This window comes from Agrobacterium sp. CFBP 3001 (genome assembly GCF_027871605.1).
GTDB classification, from domain to species: domain Bacteria; phylum Pseudomonadota; class Alphaproteobacteria; order Rhizobiales; family Rhizobiaceae; genus Agrobacterium; species Agrobacterium leguminum.
This window is the reverse complement of the sequence record NZ_JAQAHD010000006.1, coordinates 109,990-129,225: the sequence shown is the minus strand read 5'-3', so window position 1 is coordinate 129,225 and position 19,236 is coordinate 109,990. Positions and strand designations below refer to the sequence as shown.

Annotated in this window: 14 protein-coding genes; 9 read left to right on the top strand and 5 right to left on the bottom strand. The window is 60.4% G+C overall.

All coding sequences use genetic code 11. The features are described from left to right. Nucleotides 1-3: 3 nt before the first annotated feature. Complete coding sequence (locus PH605_RS10470) at nt 4-903, bottom strand: LysR family transcriptional regulator (protein WP_003522616.1); 900 nt, start codon at nt 901-903, stop codon at nt 4-6. A 249-nt stretch (nt 904-1,152) separates the two neighbouring features. On the opposite strand from PH605_RS10470, the gene PH605_RS10465 reads away from it, so the two are divergent. From PH605_RS10465 to PH605_RS10450, 4 genes are all read left to right on the top strand, one after another. Further along, nucleotides 1,153-1,959: an alpha/beta hydrolase fold domain-containing protein gene (locus PH605_RS10465; RefSeq protein ID WP_020809339.1), complete on the top strand. Its 807-nt coding sequence runs from the start codon at nt 1,153-1,155 to the stop codon at nt 1,957-1,959. Nucleotides 1,960-2,015: 56 nt separating this feature from the next. Further along, nucleotides 2,016-3,206 (top strand): efflux RND transporter periplasmic adaptor subunit, encoded by a 1,191-nt coding sequence (locus tag PH605_RS10460; RefSeq protein ID WP_078051656.1) that lies wholly within the window; start codon nt 2,016-2,018, stop codon nt 3,204-3,206. A 130-nt stretch (nt 3,207-3,336) separates the two neighbouring features. Further along, nucleotides 3,337-6,531: an efflux RND transporter permease subunit gene (locus PH605_RS10455; protein WP_142844952.1), complete on the top strand. Its 3,195-nt coding sequence runs from the start codon at nt 3,337-3,339 to the stop codon at nt 6,529-6,531. A gap of 291 nt (nt 6,532-6,822) precedes the next feature. After that, a complete protein-coding gene (locus PH605_RS10450) occupies nt 6,823-7,026 on the top strand; it encodes a hypothetical protein (protein ID WP_065655566.1) in 204 nt (67 codons plus the stop codon). Nucleotides 7,027-7,072: 46 nt separating this feature from the next. On the opposite strand, the gene PH605_RS10445 is transcribed toward PH605_RS10450, so the two are convergent. Next, nucleotides 7,073-7,918 (bottom strand): endonuclease/exonuclease/phosphatase family protein, encoded by an 846-nt coding sequence (locus PH605_RS10445; RefSeq protein ID WP_078051654.1) that lies wholly within the window; start codon nt 7,916-7,918, stop codon nt 7,073-7,075. A gap of 49 nt (nt 7,919-7,967) precedes the next feature. Then, the gene (locus tag PH605_RS10440) at nt 7,968-9,428 is read right to left on the bottom strand and encodes a phospholipase D-like domain-containing protein (RefSeq protein WP_125145524.1); all 1,461 of its coding nucleotides are present in this window, start codon (nt 9,426-9,428) and stop codon (nt 7,968-7,970) included. Between the two features lie 225 nt (nt 9,429-9,653). Between PH605_RS10440 and pdxY the strand changes: the two genes are divergently transcribed. Both pdxY and PH605_RS10430 read left to right on the top strand, forming a co-directional pair. Then, nucleotides 9,654-10,529, top strand: a complete 876-nt coding sequence (pdxY, locus tag PH605_RS10435) for a pyridoxal kinase PdxY (protein ID WP_078051917.1) — start codon at nt 9,654-9,656, stop codon at nt 10,527-10,529. A 175-nt stretch (nt 10,530-10,704) separates the two neighbouring features. After that, on the top strand, nt 10,705-11,346 hold the full coding sequence (locus tag PH605_RS10430; protein ID WP_065655570.1) for a carbonic anhydrase: 642 nt from the start codon (nt 10,705-10,707) through the stop codon (nt 11,344-11,346). Nucleotides 11,347-11,523: 177 nt separating this feature from the next. On the opposite strand, the gene PH605_RS10425 is transcribed toward PH605_RS10430, so the two are convergent. Together PH605_RS10425 and PH605_RS10420 are read right to left on the bottom strand one after the other, a co-directional pair. Next, nucleotides 11,524-12,339, bottom strand: coding sequence for a lytic murein transglycosylase (locus tag PH605_RS10425; RefSeq protein WP_003522625.1), 816 nt, complete (start codon nt 12,337-12,339; stop codon nt 11,524-11,526). A gap of 222 nt (nt 12,340-12,561) precedes the next feature. Beyond that, on the bottom strand, nt 12,562-13,596 hold the full coding sequence (locus PH605_RS10420) for an aspartate-semialdehyde dehydrogenase (RefSeq protein ID WP_003522626.1): 1,035 nt from the start codon (nt 13,594-13,596) through the stop codon (nt 12,562-12,564). Nucleotides 13,597-14,104: 508 nt separating this feature from the next. Here PH605_RS10420 and PH605_RS10415 point away from each other — a divergent pair. The 3 genes from PH605_RS10415 (at nt 14,105) to PH605_RS10405 (ending at nt 19,225) form a co-directional block, all read left to right on the top strand. Then, nucleotides 14,105-15,988: an MFS transporter gene (locus PH605_RS10415; protein ID WP_161987856.1), complete on the top strand. Its 1,884-nt coding sequence runs from the start codon at nt 14,105-14,107 to the stop codon at nt 15,986-15,988. Nucleotides 15,989-16,185: 197 nt separating this feature from the next. Then, the gene (locus PH605_RS10410) at nt 16,186-17,760 is read left to right on the top strand and encodes a Re/Si-specific NAD(P)(+) transhydrogenase subunit alpha (protein WP_065655573.1); all 1,575 of its coding nucleotides are present in this window, start codon (nt 16,186-16,188) and stop codon (nt 17,758-17,760) included. Nucleotides 17,761-17,779: 19 nt separating this feature from the next. Then, the gene (locus PH605_RS10405; RefSeq protein ID WP_003522629.1) at nt 17,780-19,225 is read left to right on the top strand and encodes an NAD(P)(+) transhydrogenase (Re/Si-specific) subunit beta; all 1,446 of its coding nucleotides are present in this window, start codon (nt 17,780-17,782) and stop codon (nt 19,223-19,225) included. Nucleotides 19,226-19,236 lie beyond the last annotated feature (11 nt).

Here is a 19,236-nt window from a genome sequence, read left to right as displayed (position 1 = left end):
GCCTCACACCAGACCGTGCACCAGCTTGGCCAGCCAGTCGACAAAAACGCGGACCTTGTTGGTTACATGCCGGGTCTGGGGATAGACCACATAGATCGGCATGGCCTCGCGCCGCCATTCGGAAAGCACCGGCACCAGTTCTCCCCGCGAAAGCGCATCCTTCACCATGAAAACGGGAAGCTGCACGATGCCCATGCCGGCCAGCGCCGCATTGAGATAGGTGCGGCTGTCATTGACCGAGACGACATAATTCGGGGTCAGCTCGACGCTGCGCACGCCATTGTCGAAGGAGGCCGGCATGATCTGGCCGGTGGTGGCATTGAGGTAGCCCACCGAATAATGCTCCTTCTCCAGATCCTCCGGTTCTTGCGGCATACCGAAATTTTCGATGTAGGACGGCGAGGCGAATGTCTCGAACCGGAGTTCGCCCACTTTACGAGCAATCAGCGACTGATCGCGCAGCACGCCGACCCGCAGCGCACAGTCGACATTCTCCGCGATATAATCGACCAGACGGTCGCCGACACCGAGGTCGAGACGGATTTGCGGATAACGCTGGTAAAATTCGCAAAGATGTGGGATAACCACCAGGTCCGCGAAGACACCGGCCATTTCCACCCGCAACCGGCCGGAGGGCTGCACCTGCGCGCTGGACATGCTACCGTCAAGTTCTTCGATTTCCGATAAAATCTGTGAGGCCCGCTCATAATAGAGAGCGCCGTCCGTTGTCAGCATCACCCGGCGTGTGGTGCGGTTAAGAAGTGTGGTGTGCAAATGCGCCTCCAGCGCCTGCACCATATTGGTAACAGTGGTTTTCGGCATGTTCAGCGCGGTGGCGGCGCGGCTGAAATTGCCGGTTTCCACGACCCGCGTAAAAACCCGCATGGCGGAGAGCTGATCCATTCACTGCCTCGGAGATATGATTATCCGTTATTTCGGAATAGTGTTTTCAAATTTGCATGCTTGATCGTTTCGATCCGAACAATAATATGGATTTCAGATTTTGCAATATGATCCGCCTTGAAGCATGTCGCGCGAAAGTGCGTTGCGGTTTTGCGGTGACGATATGCGGCAAGATAAAAACTTAAAGCGCAGGAGCTTATCCGAAGGATCGCAACACGCTTTAAGTGGTGGCGCAAAGGATCTGGGTTCATGAACGCGCATTGGGAAAATATGGGTAGCGAGACGTCCGCGTCGAAGCTCTCCGTGCGCCGTTATGAAGGTTCCTGCCTCTGCAGCCATCCGCCTGTCGTGCTTTATCTGCGCGGCGGATCGTTTCTGGAACCCGGTCTCGAGCCGGGCGGCAATTGCCCCGAGCTTCCGGTGGCTCGCGCGCTCGCGGAAAGCGGCGCAGTGGTCGTGGAAGCCGACTATAGCAAGCCGTCCGGCAATGAGTTTCCGATGGTCATCGACTGCGCCTATGAGGCGCTCGATCATCTGAGCCGGGACCGCAAGCATTATGGCGGCGCGAAATCGCTGCTGTTCGTGGCCGGCGAAGAGGCTGGCGGCAATGTGGCGGCGGGGCTTGCCTTGAAGGCCCGCGACCGCATGCCGGGCAAACTCGCAGGCCAGATTCTTCTGTCGCCCATGATCGACCCGATGATGACGACGGAATCCTTCCGCGATGCGGACAGGATCGGCATGCGCCAGCGCTGGGCCGATGGCTGGAGCCATTACCTTGCCAAGGCGTGCGGGTTTTTCCACCCCTATGCCGCGCCCTGCCAGTGCACGCGGCTGAACCGGGTGGCGCCGGCGCTGATCTTTACCGCCGAGGACGACCCTCTGCGCGACGAAACGGTCAATTATGCAGACCGCCTCATCGCCTCCGGTGTCAGCGTCCGGCAGCATGTTTTCCCCGCCGGCGTCGGCTGGACGGGGCTTTATCAAGGAGAGGGCGGCGGATGGGTCTCATCCGTCTGTTCGGAGTTCAAGACCTTCGTTGACCAGTTAAAACACTGAAAATTCGCATTTATTTATGAACGACCTGCTCCCGATCGGGGGCCAAGGAGATACCCATGACGCTGAACACAAAGCGCCGGGCCCTGACGGGTGCCGGCATCGGACTTGCCATGTCCGTTGCAGCAGCAGCACTGTTTTTCGACCTCCCCACCAGCCGCGATGCAACGGCCGCTTCCACGCCGGCCGAAACACCTGCAATCCCGGTCACCGTCGCCAAGGTGGAAAGCCGCGACGTGATGCGCTGGGAAGAGTTTTCCGGCCGTCTCGAAGCCGTTGACCGGGTGCAGATCCGCTCCCGCGTCGCCGGCCAGATCAAGGCCGTGCATTTCCGCGAAGGCGCGCTGGTGAAGGAAGGCGATCCTCTCTTCACCATCGACCCGGCCCCTTATCAGGCCGCTGTTGCGGGTGCTGAAGGCCAGGTCGCTTCCGCCGAAGCCAAGGTCAGCCTTGCCAAAACGGAACTCGACCGTGGCCGCAGGCTTTCCGATAACCGCACCATCTCCCAGAGCGATCTCGACCAGCGGCAAAGCTCGTTTGCGGATGCCGAAGCCCAGCTTCGCGCCGCCCGCGCAGCACTGACCACGGCTCAGCTCGATCTCGGTTATACCGAAATCCTCGCCCCGGTATCCGGTCGCGTCGGCCGCATCGAAATCACCGCCGGCAACCTCGTCGCCGCCGGCTCGACCTCGCCGGCGCTGACGACACTGGTATCGGTCAACCCGATCTATGCAAGCTTCAACGCCAGCGAAGGCGTGGTGGCCAAAGCGCTTGCCGAACTGCCGCAGACGGACGGCGCCCTGCCCGCTCTCGAACAGATCCCGGTGGAAATCGGCACGCTTTCGGATGAGGGCACGCCGATCAAGGGCACGCTGCATCTGATCGACAACCAGGTGGATTCGGCAAGCGGCACCATCGGTGTCCGCGCCGTCTTCGAAAATCCGGACGGCAGGCTCATTCCCGGCCAGTTCGTGCGGGTGCGCATGGGCGAACCGAAGCCGGAAAACCGCATCGTCATCAGCGACCGGGCCATCGGCACGGATCAGGACAAGCGCTTCGTCTTCGTGGTCGATGCCGAAAACAAGGTGAGCTACCGCCAGATCAAGCCGGGCGCACCGGCCGATGGCCAGCGCATCATCGAAAGCGGCCTTGCCGCCGGTGATACGATCGTCGTCAACGGCCTGCAGCGCATTCGTCCCGGCGCCACCGTCGCACCGCAGGCGGAAGACAAGGTTGCTGCTTCGCAGTAACCCGCCTCTTTGATCAGTAAGCGTCCCGCCTCCCGCGAGACGCCCCTTCAGACAGAACCGGCCTTCACCGGCGGCAGAATTGCCGCCGGAACGGCCTTCGCATTCCCAAAGACCCGGAGAGGGACTGGATATGAATATTTCCAGATTTTTTGTCGACCGGCCGGTATTCGCTGCCGTGCTTTCGGTCCTGATTGTGGTGGCAGGCCTACTCGGCATGCGCGCCCTGCCGATTTCGGAATATCCCGAAGTCGTTCCGCCATCCGTCGTCGTGCGCGCCACCTATCCCGGTGCGAACCCGACCGTTATCGCCGAAACCGTCGCGACACCGCTGGAAGAACAGATCAACGGCGTCGAGGACATGCTCTATATGGGCAGCCAGGCGACGTCCGACGGCGTGCTGACGCTGACCGTGACCTTCAAGCTCGGCACCGATCCTGACAAGGCGCAGCAGCTGGTGCAGAACCGCGTGTCGCAGGCCGAACCGCGCCTGCCGGCGGAAGTGCGCGCACTCGGCATCACCACCGTCAAGAGCTCGCCCGACTTCATCATGGTCGTCAACCTCGTCTCGAAGACCGACGCCTATGACATCACCTATCTGCGCAACTATGCGACGCTGAACGTCAAGGACCGGCTTGCCCGCATCGAAGGTGTCGGCCAGGTGCAGGTCTTCGGCGCAGGCGACTATTCCATGCGCGTCTGGCTCGACCCGCAGAAGGTGGCCGAGCATGATCTGGCAGCCAGCGACGTTTCCGACGCCATCCGCCAGCAGAATGTGCAGGCAGCAGCCGGCGTCATCGGCGCCTCGCCAAGCCCCAATGGCGTCGACCTGCAACTCAACGTCAATGCGCAGGGCCGTCTGACGACGCCGGAGGAATTCGGCAACATCATCGTCAAGAGCGGCGCAAACGGTGAAATCACCCGCCTGCGCGATGTCGCCCGCATCGAACTCGGTGCGGCCGATTACACGCTGCGCTCGCTGCTCGACGGCGAACCCGCCGTGGCTGTCGCGGTGCTTCAGGCCCCCGGCTCCAACGCCATTGAAATCGCCGACAATGTCCGCGCCACGATGGACAATCTGCAATTGGCAATGCCCGATGGCGTGAAATACGAGATCGTCTACGACACGACGAAATTCGTGCGCTCCTCCATCGAAAAGGTTGTCGATACACTCCTCGAGGCCGTTGGCCTCGTGGTGCTCGTCGTCATCCTCTTCCTGCAGACCTGGCGCGCCTCGATCATTCCGCTGATCGCCGTTCCGGTCTCGATCATCGGCACCTTCGCCGTCATGTATGCCTTCGGTTTCTCCATCAACGCGTTGACCCTGTTCGGTCTCGTGCTCGCCATCGGCATCGTGGTGGATGACGCCATCGTTGTCGTCGAAAACGTCGAGCGAAATATCGAAAACGGGCTCTCGCCGCGTGACGCCACCTATAAGGCGATGCGCGAAGTCTCCGGCCCGATCATCGCGATTGCGCTGGTTCTGGTCGCGGTCTTCGTGCCGCTTGCCTTCATCTCCGGCCTGTCCGGCCAGTTCTACCGGCAGTTCGCACTGACCATTGCCATCTCCACCGTCATTTCAGCCATCAACTCGCTGACGCTGTCGCCCGCTCTTGCAGCCTTGCTGCTGAAGGAACACGGCGCACCGAAAGACTGGCTGACCCGCTTCATGGATAAAATCCTCGGCTGGTTCTTCCGCGGCTTCAACCGCGCCTTCGGTGCGGCCTCCAACGGCTACGGCAAGACCGTGGGCGGGCTGGTGACGCGCAAGAGCCTTGTCATGATGGTCTATATGGCGCTGGTGGCCGCCACCTACGGCATGTTCACCACCGTCCCGAGCGGCTTCGTGCCGGCGCAGGACAAGCAGTACCTGATCGGCTTCGCCCAGCTTCCGGACGGCGCAACGCTTGACCGCACGGAAAGCGTCATCAAGCGGATGAGCGACATCGCGCTCGAAACACCTGGCGTCAGCCACGCCATCGCCTTCCCGGGCCTGTCGATCAACGGCTTCACCATCGGCTCCAATTCCGGTATCGTCTTTGCGGTTCTCGATGACTTCGAAAAGCGCAAGACACCGGAACTGTCCGGCGGCGCCATCGCCATGCAGCTGAACCAGAAATATGCGGGCATTCAAGATGCCTTCATCGCCATGTTCCCGCCGCCGCCGGTCAACGGTCTCGGCCAGACGGGCGGCTTCAAGCTGCAGATCGAAGACCGCGCCGGCTACGGCTATCAGACGCTGGATGAAGCGACGAAGGCCGTGATCGGCAAGGCCTATCAAACGCCGGAACTCGCGGGCATCTTCTCCAGCTACCAGATCAACGTGCCGCAGCTCTTCGCCGATCTCGACCGCGCCAAGGCGGAACAGCTGGGCGTTTCCGTCAGCGACGTCTTCCAGACGCTGCAGATCTATCTCGGCTCGCTCTATGTCAACGACTTCAATGCTTTCGGACGGACATACAGCGTGCGGGTTCAGGCGGATTCCCAGTTCCGCGCGCATGCCGAAGATATCGGTCGCCTGAAGGTTCGCTCCGCATCGGGCCAGATGATCCCGCTGTCGACGCTCTTGAAGGTAAATGCGACGACGGGGCCGGAGCGCACCAACCGTTATAACGGCTTCCTTGCGGCCGATATCAACGGCGGTCCGGCACCGGGCTTCTCCTCTGGACAGGCACAGGCGGCGATTGAAAAAATCCTTGCCGAAACCCTGCCCGCAGGCGTCGACTACGAATGGACGGACCTGACCTACCAGCAGATTCTGGCCGGCAATTCCAGCATCGTGGTTTTCCCCTTGGCGCTGCTGCTCGTCTATCTCGTGCTCGCCGCGCAATATGAAAGCCTCACCTTGCCGATTGCGATCATCCTGATCGTCCCGCTCGGTGTGCTTGCGGCCCTCACGGGCGTCTGGCTGACGGGAGGGGATAACAACATCTTTACGCAGATCGGCCTTGTCGTCCTTGTCGGTCTCTCGGCGAAAAACGCGATCCTGATCGTGGAATTCGCCCGGGAGCTGGAATTCGAAGGACGAACACCGCTTCAGGCGGCCATCGAGGCAAGCCGGCTTCGCCTGCGCCCGATCCTGATGACCTCGCTCGCCTTCATCATGGGCGTGGTGCCGCTGGTCGTCTCCACCGGTGCAGGTGCGGAAATGCGTGCGGCCATGGGTGTCGCGGTGTTCTCCGGCATGATCGGCGTAACGTTCTTCGGCATCTTCATGACACCGGTCTTCTACGTGCTGGTGCGCAGGCTGGCGGGCAATCGTCCGCTCATCCAGCACAAGCAGGAAGAACCGGCCAATTCGGACTACAAGCTCGAAAAGGCCGGCTGAGACCGCACTCCCATCCACCGCCACCTTCAAAGCAAGCCCGCCGCGCATCCCCCGATGCGCGGCGTTTTTTATGACACAAAACGTTCATGCGGGTTTTCTGAAATAGAATCAGTTTCAAATACTTACACGGCAACACTAGATAATTTAAGCCGCATCGGAGGCGTCAGAAATGCAATATATCCAGCCATATTGATGAACATCAAAAGAAACAATTCTATTTTATGCTTTGTATTTTGTGGTACTTTTAAAGAACAGGGTGATTCGGACTAAATGATTTAGTTCAGGGGCGACATGATGGAGCAGGACTATGAAAACTGGGCAACGACCGTTGCCTATTCGATAGTGATGCATGAGGGTCTCGATCTCGCGCTTGCCGCGCAGAATCTCGACAGAGGCAAGACCCGAAATAATCGCGAGCGGCTGATGGAAGCCATTCGCACATCGTTGCTTGAAGCGCGCTCGCGCAGCCACATGACGGTGGCGCAACGGGTTTAATCCGGCCTTTTGGCGCCTTTATGCGGCACACCACGCCGCAACGCGATCAGGCCGGCAGCAGGTCGGTCCGCACCGCCGCCTTCAGCGGCAGATGATCCGAGGCGATGCGCGCCAGCGCGCTGTCATGCGCCTCCACCTGCTCGATCAGTCCTTCACGATTGGCGATGATCCTGTCGAGCGCCAGCACCGGCAGGTTGGACGGAAAACTCGGCACCGCCGGCGGCAAAGCGCCAAAAGCATCCCGGAACGTATTGAGCGACGACCCGTTGCCGAGACGCCATTCGTTCAGGTCTCCCATGAGGATGGTCGCGCATTCGTTGCGTGCTTCGAGAAGGCTGATCAACGCTTTCGCCTGCTGGGCGCGGGAATGTCTGAGAAGCCCGAAATGGGCGGCGATGACCCGCAGCGTGCCGCCCCGCTTTAGATCCAGCTCCACGACGAGCGCGCCGCGCGGCTCCAGCCCCGGCAATTTCAGCGTATGCACATCCCTGACCGCGCCTTCCTTGAACAGCACGACATTGCCGTGCCAGCCATGCGCCTTCACGCCGGCCTGCACGGGCACGGGAATGAGGCCGCTTTCCCGCTCCAGCCGCGCGAGATCGAGCAGGCCGGTACGCTCGCCGAAACGGCTGTCCGCTTCCTGAAGGGCGATGATGTCAGCGCCGATTTCCTGAATGACGCGGCTGGTGCGATCGGGATCGAACTTGCGGTCGCGGCCGACACATTTATGCACATTGTAGGAGGCGATGACGGGGAAGGAATGATCTTTCGTCGCTGGCGCCGCATTCTGGCGCTGGCGGCGGTCGCGCAGCGACTGCATGACGAAGGCGGACAGGCTGGTGTTTTTCGTCAAAGCCGTTTTTTCATCATCCAGCAAACCGTTCTTTTTCACGCGTCGATGCCTCCGGTCTCGCGCAGCGCCCTGCCGGACGCACCGCACTCTAAAGATAAGGCGAAGCGAGCCACAGGACACGCTCCACAAAGCGGACAACGAATGGCCGCGCATTCAGTTCGCTGAGCCGCACGGGCAAGGCGGTTGCCCGTGCATCCCGGATGCGTTCGCCGATTGTCGCGGCGAATTCCTCATCCATAACTTCGAGATCGATCTCAAAGTTCAATCGCAGCGAACGCGGATCGAGATTGGAAGAGCCAATGTAGCTCCAGCGCCCGTCGATCACCAGAAGCTTGGAGTGATTGAAAGCCCCCGTCGCCCGCCAGATGCGGCAGTAATTCCTCAACATCTGGTCGAACTGCGCCGTCATCGCCCTGTCCACAAGCACCAGATTGTTGCTTTTCGGCACGATGATATCCACTACGACTCCCCGCCTTGCTGCGGTAATGAGTGCCGAAATAAGCTCCCGATCGGGGAGAAAATAGGGCGACATGATGAGAATGGAGGAGCGCGCGACGGAAAACGCGCCCATCAGCATCTTGTGACTGGTCTCGATGCTTTTATCCGGCCCGGAGGAGCAGACGCGGGCAACGATCTGCGAACCCGGCACACCATCGGGAATGGCGATATCCCAGACGGGCGTGTCCAGCAGTTCCTTCGTCGTGAAACGCCAGTCCTCCGCCGCGATGGAGAAAAAATCCGATACGACCGGCCCGGTGATCTTGAAATGCGTATCGTGCGACTGGCTTTCGCCGCCGAATTCCTGGGTGAACCCCTCGCGGATATTCATGCCGCCGCTGAACGCGATGCGGCCGTCCACCACGAGGATCTTGCGGTGGGTGCGCAGATTGGCATAGGGCAGCCGCAGCCCCATGATGACATTGCCGTTGAAGACGTCGCAGACGATGCCCTTTTCCCTGAGCGTCGGCAGGATGCTCGGCACCGAATAACGCGCGCCCACCGCATCCACCAGCACCCGCACCTCCACGCCGCGGAACTTCGCCCTTTCGAGCGCCGCGACAAAGCGGGCGCCGATCCGGTCATTGTCGAAAATATATGTTTCGAGAATGATCGACCGCTTCGCCTCGTCGATGGCCCCCAGCATGGCGGCATAGGCGGCATCCCCCGTCACCAGCGGCTCTATGCCGTTGCCTGTCGTCAGCGCATGGCGCGTCACCCGGTCGCCCAGCGTCTTCATCGCCTCGAAACGGCGTCCGAAGCGCGCAGCGATCATGTCGCCGCTGGCATCCAGACGCGCCACGCGATCCATGATCTCGTCCTGCATGAAGGACCGCTGCTGCGTGATGTTGGACCGGCGAATGCGGTTGATGCCGGCAATGGCATAGATGACCGCGCCGACGACGGGCGACAGCACGATGACGCCGACCCAACCGAGCGCGGAGCGGACCTCCTCCTTCGTCATCGTGGCATGCACGGCCGCCACGCTTCCCATCAAAATCGAGAGAACGGCAAGGATATGCGGCCAATAGGCAATGACGAGATCGAGCATGGTACAACTATAGAGTACTTCGGCAATCTCGCAATGACAGGCAGGCAGCGCTGGCAGAGACAAAGAACCTGACCGCGCCATGCTTTTGCGGGACAGACCCTTGCGGGATTAACGGTGGAAACCGGCCTTGCGATATGTCATGAGAGCGCATCTTGATCTTTGGGCAGTGGCAGGGCGAGGTGCACTTGCGGGCTTTCTGCCTTGTTTGAAAGCAAGAAGGCCGTGATGCAGGAAAATACACAGGGCGCCGTCATCGTCATTTCCAGCCATGTCATGCGTGGCTCCGTCGGCAATCGCGCTGCAGTCTTTGCGCTGGAGACCCTCGGTTATCCCGTCTGGGCGGTGCCCACCATCGTCATGCCGTGGCATCCCGGCCACGGCCCTTCCACCCGGATGCGCTTTCAGGACGACGATTTCGACAAGGCGATGACCGACCTCGAAAACGCCAAATGGATCGGCGAGGTCAAGGCTGTTCTGACCGGTTATTTCGGTAGTGCGGCGCAGGTTCGCTCCACCGCACGGCTGATCCGCAATCTGAAGGAAAAGAACCCGTCGCTGATTTACGCCTGCGATCCGGTCATGGGCGATCTGGGCGGGCTTTACATTCCGCTCGAGACCGCGGAAGCCATCCGCGATCACCTCATCCCGCTTGCCACTGTCGCCACGCCGAACCGTTATGAACTCGCCTGGATGAGCGGCGCGGAGCTCGAGACCAACAATGCCATCATGGATGCCGCGCTTGCGCTGGGCCCGCCGAAAATGCTGGTCACCTCGGCCGTGCCGATGATGACGGGCGGCACCGGCAATCTTTATCTCAGCGGCCGCCACGCGCTGCTTGCCGAACATCGTGCCATTGAGAATGCGCCGAACGGTCTCGGCGACCTGATGTCGGCGCTGTTCCTCGCCCGCCTGCTGGAAGGCATGGATGACGAAAAGGCGCTGCAGCTCGCGACCGCCAGCGTGTTCGAAATTCTGGCCCGCACCAAAAAACGCGAGATGAACGAACTGACGCTGGAGACGGACTCTTCCAGCCTCTCCACACCCATGGCGATGGTGCAGATGCGTCATCTCTTGCATCCTTCGCGCAGCAAGCGCAAATAGCGGCTAGAGCATTTCCAGGAAAAGTGGCCCTCGGTTTTCCGTCCGGAAATGCGACAAACAAGGAGTTGGAGCGATTTCGCGGTTCGAAGAAAAGCGAAAATGCTCCAAAGGATTGGTCTTCAACGCACCGAGTTCTTTTCTTGATCTCGGTCCAACCACAACGGTACTGCGATAGATGAAAGATTTTCCGGAAAACCTTCTCAACGGCTACAAGAACTTCATGAACGGTCGCTATGTCGACGAGCGCGAAAGATACCGCGTTCTGGCCGACACCGGACAGAAGCCGCAGACCCTGTTCATTGCCTGTTGTGACTCCCGCTCCGCGCCGGAAACCATTTTCGACTGCGGACCGGGAGAGCTTTTCGTCGTCCGCAACGTCGCCAACATGGTGCCGCCTTTCGAGCCCGATGGCCAGTACCACGCCACCTCGGCGGCTATCGAATATGCCGTACAGGTTCTGAAGGTGAAGGATATCGTCGTCATGGGCCACGGCCGCTGCGGCGGCATCCAGGCAGCGCTCGATCCCAATCTCGAGCCGCTGTCGCCCGGCGATTTCATCGGTAAATGGATGAACATGGTCAAGTCGGCCGCCTCGCAAATCCAGAGCAACGACGTGATGACAGCTTCCGAGCGGCAGACGGCGCTGGAACGCGTTTCCATCCGCAACTCCATCGCCAATCTGCGCGGCTTCCCTTTTGTGAAGGCGCAGGAGACGGCCGGTAAGGTGAAGCTGCACGGCGCATGGTTCGATATTTCGACCGGCGAATTGTGGGTGATGGACGGCAAGACGGGTGATTTCCGTCGCCCGGATCTGTGATTGGCAGGTAATAGCTACCGGCCAAATTCAACGCTCGTCACCCCGGACTAGATCCGGGGTCCAGCGCGATCAAGTCCTTGATCGCCAAAGACTCTTTCACGGCGCGGACGCGCCGTGACTGGATGCCGGATCAAGTCCGGCATGACGGAAGTGGGAATTCGCGCGTGGAAAGCAGCCTTATTGGCCGTCAATCGCCTTGCCGATGAACGCGATGGCCTGCTGGTAGACGCTTGCTGCGTTCCAGCCCTGGATGGCGGCGTAGTTTGCCTGTCCCTGCTGGTAGCCTGCACCGCGCTGCCAGCCATGGCCGACGAGGAAGTTCGCGGTGGAAGCCAGCGCATCGGCACGCGAACCGACGAGATCGATACGGCCGTCGCGGTCGAAATCCACGCCGTAACGCACGACGTTCAGCGGCAGGAACTGCGTCTGGCCGATTTCACCATGGGCCGCACCCTTGGCGTTGACGTTGAGCGAACCGCTGCCGACGAGCTTGAGGGCCGCGTAAAGCTGCTCGGTGAAATAATCCGAACGACGGCAATCGAAGGAGAGCGTCGCGACGGCGGAAAGCGTGTGCTGGTTGCCCATGAAGCCGCCAAAGCCGGTTTCCATGCCCCAGATGGCCAGAAGCGGACCGGCCGGCACGCCATAGGCGCGCTCGATGGAAGCAAAGAGAGAAGCGTTGTTCTTCTTCATGGTCTTGCCGCGCGAAATGATCGTCTGACCGCCGCGCTTCTGCATGAACTGTTCGAAGGAAAGCTTGAAGCTGTGCTGGCCGCGGTCTGCGCGGATCGTCGCCTGGTTGTAGGAGACGCCGGAGAAAGCACGGTCGAGCACCGAGGCGCTGACGCCGCGGCCCGCCGCTTCCTGCTTGAAGGCGCCGACCCAGGCATCGAAGCCCGCCGAAGTGTTACCGCATTGCGCAGCCATAACCGGCGTCGCTGCCAGAACCGAAACCATGGCCACACCAGCCAGAATTACCTTCATTGCCCGCATCAAAATCTGCCTTCGATATCCTTTGGGGAATTTTTCCCGAGAACCAAACCGTCAATACTGTATGATTCAGGTGCCAAAACTGTCTTTTGGCGGCCTAAATTGCCTTTCGGCAGCAAGGCCTGCAAATAAACTGGCCGTGATCGTCGCCAATTATGAAACCCGCCTGCCCCACACAGAACAGACGGGTTATACTTAACGAACCTTAAAAAATCGTATCGTGGATCAGGCAGCCGCCTTGCGGGGCTTGATGAAACCACGATTGATCAACAGTTCGGCGATCTGGACGGCGTTGAGAGCCGCACCCTTGCGCAGATTGTCGGAAACAACCCACAGGTTGAGGCCGTTTTCGACCGTCGCATCTTCGCGGATACGCGAGATATAGGTCGCATCCTCACCGGCGGATTCAACCGGGGTGATGTAGCCGCCGTTTTCGCGCTTGTCGATCACGAGGCAACCCGGCGCTTCGCGCAGGATGTCGCGCGCCTGATCGGCGGTGATCTCGTTTTCGAACTCGATATTGACCGATTCCGAATGGCCGATGAAGACCGGAACGCGCACGGCCGTGCAGGTTACCTTGATCTTCGGATCGAGCATCTTCTTGGTTTCGGCCAGAACCTTCCACTCTTCCTTGGTGTAGCCGTCTTCCATGAAGACGTCGATATGCGGAATGACGTTGAAGGCGATGCGCTTGGTGAACTTCTTGGCTTCCACCGGATCAGCGACGAACACGGCGCGGGTCTGCTGGAACAGCTCGTCCATGCCTTCCTTGCCGGCGCCGGACACCGACTGGTAGGTGGAAACGACGACGCGCTTGATCTTGGCGAAGTCATGCAGCGGCTTCAGCGCGACGACGAGCTGTGCCGTGGAGCAATTGGGGTTGGCGATGATGTTCTTCTTGGTGAAGCCCGCAACTGCATCGGCATTGACTTCCGGAACGATCAGCGGAACGTCCTGGTCGTAGCGCCATGCGGACGAGTTGTCGATGACAACGCAGCCCTGCTGACCGATCTTCGGCGACCACTTCTTGGAAACATCGCCGCCGGCCGACATCAGGCAAATATCCGTGTCGGAAAAATCGTAGTTCTCGAGGTTCGAGACCTTCAGCGTGCGGTCGCCATAGGAGACTTCCGTGCCCTGCGAGCGGGCGGAAGCAAGCGGCACGACTTCATCGGCGGGGAAACCGCGTTCGGCCAAGATATTGAGCATTTCGCGACCGACGTTGCCGGTGGCGCCTGCAATTGCAACTTTGAAACCCATGATCAAGCTCTCTTTCTGTCTCTCCTCTTTTTGGTGAGGTGGGAACCCGCATCAGATCGCGGCTTCCTCAATCCCCAGCCAAACCGGGGAGAGAGCGGTGGCCAGAGACGTTAGACGGTTTTAATCGTCGTTTTGGCCGTAATTCGGGTAGAATGAGAAAGGCGCGGATCATCGCCGGCGGATTGTGCCGGTCCTTCCATGACGAACATGTCTGCAACATGCATGCGCAAGGTGATGCTCCTTCTTCGCGAGAAGCTATTAGAAGGTTTCTCGGTTGTGTCAAGAAAAAAGGCGCGTTTGGAGGCGTCTTGCGCAGGCCGTAAAATCGGCCTCGCGACATTTTCGGGACGCCTTGCATTAGACTAAAGTCATAATCCGAAAGCATCGCTCTTATTGCAGTTAATTTTCTGTCACTCTGACACTCCGCGCATTGCACCCTTATGGGGAGTCCGGAGGAGAGAGATGGGCTCGGCAATGCGCCAATTGGGACATCTGTGGAGGACAGACAATGGCAGATATTGCAGCCGTGAGCGGCGCCGCCCGTCCAATGACGGGTGAAGAGAAGAAGGTGATTTTCGCCTCTTCTCTCGGAACAGTCTTCGAATGGTACGATTTTTATCTGTACGGCTCGCTCGCGATCTATATCGGCGCGAACTTCTTCAGCCAATATCCGGAAACGACACGCAACATCTTTGCGCTGCTGGCCTTCGCCGCCGGCTTCCTCGTGCGCCCCTTCGGCGCGCTGGTATTCGGCCGTCTGGGCGACATTGTCGGCCGCAAATATACCTTCCTCATCACCATCCTCATCATGGGTGTGTCCACCTTCCTCGTCGGCGTGCTGCCCGGCGCATCGCAGATCGGCATTGCCGCTCCGATCATCCTGATCGTTCTGCGCATGCTGCAGGGCCTGGCGCTCGGCGGTGAATATGGCGGTGCGGCAACCTATGTTGCCGAACATGCACCGAACGGCCGCAGGGGCTATTACACCTCATGGATCCAGACGACGGCGACGCTTGGCCTGTTCCTGTCGCTGGTGGTCATTCTCGGCGTGCAGTTCGCACTCGGCAAGGAAGCCTTCGCTGCCTGGGGCTGGCGCATTCCCTTCCTCGTCTCCGTTCTGCTGCTCGGCGTATCGGTCTGGATTCGTCTGAAAATGAACGAATCTCCGGCCTTCAAGAAAATGAAGGAAGAAGGCAAGACATCCAAGGCGCCGCTCAGCGAAGCCTTCGGCCAGTGGAAGAACGCAAAGATCGCGCTCATCGCGCTTGTCGGCGCCGTCATCGGCCAGGCCGTTGTCTGGTATACGGGCCAGTTCTACGCGCTGTTCTTCCTGCAGAGCATCCTGAAGGTCGACGGCCAGTCCGCCAACATCATGGTGGCGGCAGCACTCATCCTCGGCACCAGCTTCTTCGTCATCTTCGGCTGGCTTTCCGACAAGATCGGCCGCAAGCCGATCATCATGGCCGGTCTCATCCTTGCCATGCTGACCTACTTCCCGCTGTTCAAGGCACTGACATGGGCCGGCAACCCGGCGCTGGCGCAAGCCCAGTCCACCGTTCGCGCCACCGTGACCGCAGCCCCCGGCGACTGCAAGTTCCAGTTCAACCCGACCGGCACGGCGAAATTCACCACATCCTGCGATATCGCCACCTCGTTCCTGACACGCAACTCCGTGCCTTACGACGTGGTTGCGGGCACAGCCGGCCAGCCGGCCACCGTGAAGATCGGCGATGCCACCATTACCAGCTATGACGCCGTCGCCGCCGGTGCGGATGCGGCAGCCAAGGACAAGGCCTTCCAGAAGCAGGTCAACATGGCGCTTCACGATGGCGGCTACCCGCTGGTGCGCGGCGCGGCGCAGGTGCCGGACGCGAAACTGGATGCCTTCATTGCCGCAAATCCGGAGCTTAACCTCAATGCGGAGGCCGTTCGCGCTGCCGACAAGAAAATGGTCGCGACCGATAAGCTGGTGGCGGACAAGCTGCTGACACCGGCAGAAGCCGCAGGTGCGGCGGAAATGGCCGTCTACACCGTAGCCGGCGGCGGCACCTTCTCCATGGTGGCCGATCCGGCCGCCGTGAACTGGGTCGTCATCATTGCGGTCCTGACCGTCCTCGTCATCTACGTAACGATGGTCTATGGCCCGATCGCCGCCCTGCTGGTCGAACTGTTCCCGACCCGCATCCGCTACTCCGGCATGTCGCTGCCATACCACATCGGTAACGGCTGGTTCGGCGGCCTTTTGCCCGCCACCGCCTTTGCGATGAGCGCGGCGAAGGGCGACATCTATTACGGCCTCTGGTACCCGATCATCTTCGCGGGCATCACGCTGGTCGTCGGCCTGCTGTTCCTGCCGGAAACCAAGGATCGCGATATCCACGCCATGGATTGAGCCATACCCTGTTCGACATTTTCGGAACCCGGCGCTGGAGCGCCGGGTTCTTTTATTGCGCGATACGTCCGCATATCGAACAAGACTGTCGCAGCGGGCTGTCATTCCGTCGCAGGCAAGACAAAATCAATATGGAGACAAAGCCCCCCTGAATAGGTTATGACCCCCCTATATTATCAGGCAGAGGGAGAGCCATTTTGAGAATCGGGACACCTAAGGAATTATATGAGGGCGAGGCGCGCGTCGGCATGACGCCCGACAGCGCCCAGGCATTGCAGAAACTCGGATATGATTGCATTCTTGAAACCGGTGCAGGCAAGGCGGCGGGTTTTTCCGACGACGCCTATCGCGCAGCCGGTGTGACGATCGTCGACAGCGCCGATGCGCTTTACGCCGGTTCCGATATCATCGCCAAGGTTCGTCCGCCGGAAACGTCGGAGATTGATCGCCTGTCTTCGGACAAGACGCTGATCTCGTTCTTCTATCCCGCCCAGAACAAGGACCTTCTGGAGCAGGCGAAGGAAAAGGGCGCAAGTGTCATCGCCATGGACATGGTGCCGCGCATTTCCCGTGCCCAGAAGATGGACGCCCTGTCCTCCATGGCCAATATCGCCGGTTATCGCGCGGTCATCGAGGCCGGCAATAATTTCGGCCGCTTCTTCACCGGCCAGGTCACCGCCGCCGGCAAGGTGCCGCCCGCCAAGGTGCTGGTCATCGGCGCAGGCGTCGCCGGTCTCGCCGCCATCGGCACGGCCACATCGCTCGGCGCCATCACCTATGCCTTCGACGTTCGCCCGGAAGTGGCCGAACAGATCGAATCCATGGGCGCCGAATTCGTCTATCTCGATTTCGCCGACCAGCAGCAGGATGGCGCGGCCACCGGCGGTTATGCCGCCCCCTCCTCGCCGGAATTCCGCGAGAAGCAGCTCGAAAAATTCCGCGAACTCGCGCCGCAGATCGATATCGTCATTACCACGGCGCTCATTCCGGGCCGCGACGCCCCGAAACTGTGGCTCGCCGACATGGTGGCGATGATGAAGCCGGGTTCGGTCATCGTCGACCTGGCCGCCGAACGCGGCGGCAATTGCGACCTCACGGTTCCCGACAGCCGTGTCGTCTCAGAGAATGGCGTCATCGTCATCGGCTATACGGATTTCCCGAGCCGTATGGCCACGCAGGCCTCGACGCTCTATTCCACCAACATCCGCCACATGATGACCGATCTGACGCCTGCAAAGGACGGCAAGCCGGTTCACAACATGGAAGACGACGTCATCCGCGGTGCGACGGTCACCTATCGGGGTGAAATCACTTATCCCCCGCCGCCGCCGAAAATTCAGGCGATTGCCGCGCAGAAGCCGAAGGAAAGAGCAAAAGAACTCACGCCTGAGGAAAAGCACGCCAAGGAACACGCGGACTTCAAGGCGCAGACGAAAAGCCAGGTCGGCCTGCTCGCCGTCGGTACGGCGATCCTGCTTCTGGTGGGCGCTTTCGCGCCGGCAAGCTTCATGAGCCACTTCATCGTTTTCGTGCTGGCCTGCTTCGTCGGTTTCCAGGTCATCTGGAACGTCAGCCACTCGCTGCACACGCCGCTGATGGCGGTGACGAACGCGATCTCCGGCATCGTCATCATCGGCGCATTGCTGCAGATCGGTTCCGGCAACTGGCTGGTGGTGATCCTCGCCTCGCTTTCCGTCCTGATCGCGACGATCAACATCGTCGGCGGTTTCCTCGTGACACGGCGCATGCTCGCCATGTTCCAGAAGTCCTGAGCCGTGTAGGGGACATTCAATGACCATTGGTATCGTTTCCGCGGCCTATGTTGCCGCAGCCGTTCTTTTCATCCTTTCACTTGGTGGCCTTTCCGGACAGGAAAGCGCCAAACGCGCCGTCTGGTACGGCATTGTCGGCATGGGTCTCGCCATCGTCGCCACCGTCTTCGGCCCTGAGATCAGCAAGGGCGTCGGGCAGTGGCTCGTGGTGCTGCTGATGCTGGCGGGCGGCTCCGTTCTCGGCTACTTCGTCGCAAGCCGCGTGCAGATGACCGAAATGCCGCAGCTTGTTGCAGCCCTTCACTCCTTCGTCGGCCTCGCCGCCGTCTTCATCGGCTTCAACGCCCATATCGAGGAAGCGCATGTCGCCTCGCTCGATGAGACCGCGCGTTCGCTGCTGACGGGCTTTTCCGCCATTCTCGCCCACAAGACGCCGGTGGAACTGGCGATCATGAAGGTCGAGGTCTTCCTTGGCGTCTTCATCGGTGCAGTCACCTTCACTGGCTCCGTCGTCGCCTTCGGCAAGCTTGCCGGCAAGGTGGACGGCAAGGCGAAGAAGCTGCCGGGCGGACATTTGCTCAATGCCGGCGCTGCGATCCTGTCGCTGGTGCTGCTCATCATGTATTGCAACGGCGCCGGCGCTTGGACGCTGGTGCTGATGACGCTTGCCGCCTTCTTCATCGGTTATCACCTGATCATGGGCATCGGCGGCGCCGACATGCCTGTCGTCGTTTCGATGCTGAACAGCTATTCCGGCTGGGCGGCCGCGGCAATCGGCTTCACGCTCGGCAACGATCTGCTGATCGTCACCGGTGCGCTGGTCGGCTCCTCGGGTGCCATCCTTTCCTACATTATGTGCAAGGCGATGAACCGCTCTTTCATCTCGGTCATCCTCGGCGGCTTCGGCGGCACGACGGGTCCGGCGATGGAAATCGAGGGCGAGCAGGTGGCGATCGACGCCGAAGGCGTGGCCGCAGCGCTGAATGACGCCGACAGCGTCATCATCGTTCCCGGCTACGGCATGGCGGTGGCGCAGGCGCAGGCCGCGGTCTCCGAACTGACCCGCAAGCTGCGCGCCGACGGAAAGACCGTGCGCTTCGCCATCCACCCGGTCGCAGGCCGTCTTCCCGGCCACATGAACGTGCTGCTGGCCGAGGCCAAGGTGCCTTACGACATCGTGCTGGAAATGGACGAGATCAACGACGACTTCCCCAATACCGACGTCGTCATCGTCATCGGCTCCAACGACATCGTCAATCCGGCCGCCCAGGACGATCCGAACTCGCCGATTGCGGGCATGCCGGTTCTGGAAGTGTGGAAGTCCAAACTGGTCATCGTCTCCAAGCGCGGCCAGGGCACGGGTTACTCCGGTATCGAGAACCCGCTGTTCTACAAGGACAATACCCGCATGTTCTACGGCGACGCCAAGAAGTCGATCAACGATCTTCTGCCGCTGATCAAGTAAATGAAAAGGGC

Bases quoted from the DNA above. Each gene is read 5' to 3' on its own strand.
- PH605_RS10470 (WP_003522616.1), bottom strand. From the start codon at position 903: ATGGATCAGCTCTCCGCCATGCGGGTTTTTACGCGGGTCGTGGAAACC.
- PH605_RS10465 (WP_020809339.1), top strand. From the start codon at position 1,153: ATGAACGCGCATTGGGAAAATATGGGTAGCGAGACGTCCGCGTCGAAG.
- PH605_RS10460 (WP_078051656.1), top strand. From the start codon at position 2,016: ATGACGCTGAACACAAAGCGCCGGGCCCTGACGGGTGCCGGCATCGGA.
- PH605_RS10455 (WP_142844952.1), top strand. From the start codon at position 3,337: ATGAATATTTCCAGATTTTTTGTCGACCGGCCGGTATTCGCTGCCGTG.
- PH605_RS10450 (WP_065655566.1), top strand. From the start codon at position 6,823: ATGATGGAGCAGGACTATGAAAACTGGGCAACGACCGTTGCCTATTCG.
- PH605_RS10440 (WP_125145524.1), bottom strand. From the start codon at position 9,428: ATGCTCGATCTCGTCATTGCCTATTGGCCGCATATCCTTGCCGTTCTC.
- pdxY (WP_078051917.1), top strand. From the start codon at position 9,654: ATGCAGGAAAATACACAGGGCGCCGTCATCGTCATTTCCAGCCATGTC.
- PH605_RS10430 (WP_065655570.1), top strand. From the start codon at position 10,705: ATGAAAGATTTTCCGGAAAACCTTCTCAACGGCTACAAGAACTTCATG.
- PH605_RS10425 (WP_003522625.1), bottom strand. From the start codon at position 12,339: ATGCGGGCAATGAAGGTAATTCTGGCTGGTGTGGCCATGGTTTCGGTT.
- PH605_RS10420 (WP_003522626.1), bottom strand. From the start codon at position 13,596: ATGGGTTTCAAAGTTGCAATTGCAGGCGCCACCGGCAACGTCGGTCGC.
- PH605_RS10415 (WP_161987856.1), top strand. From the start codon at position 14,105: ATGGCAGATATTGCAGCCGTGAGCGGCGCCGCCCGTCCAATGACGGGT.
- PH605_RS10405 (WP_003522629.1), top strand. From the start codon at position 17,780: ATGACCATTGGTATCGTTTCCGCGGCCTATGTTGCCGCAGCCGTTCTT.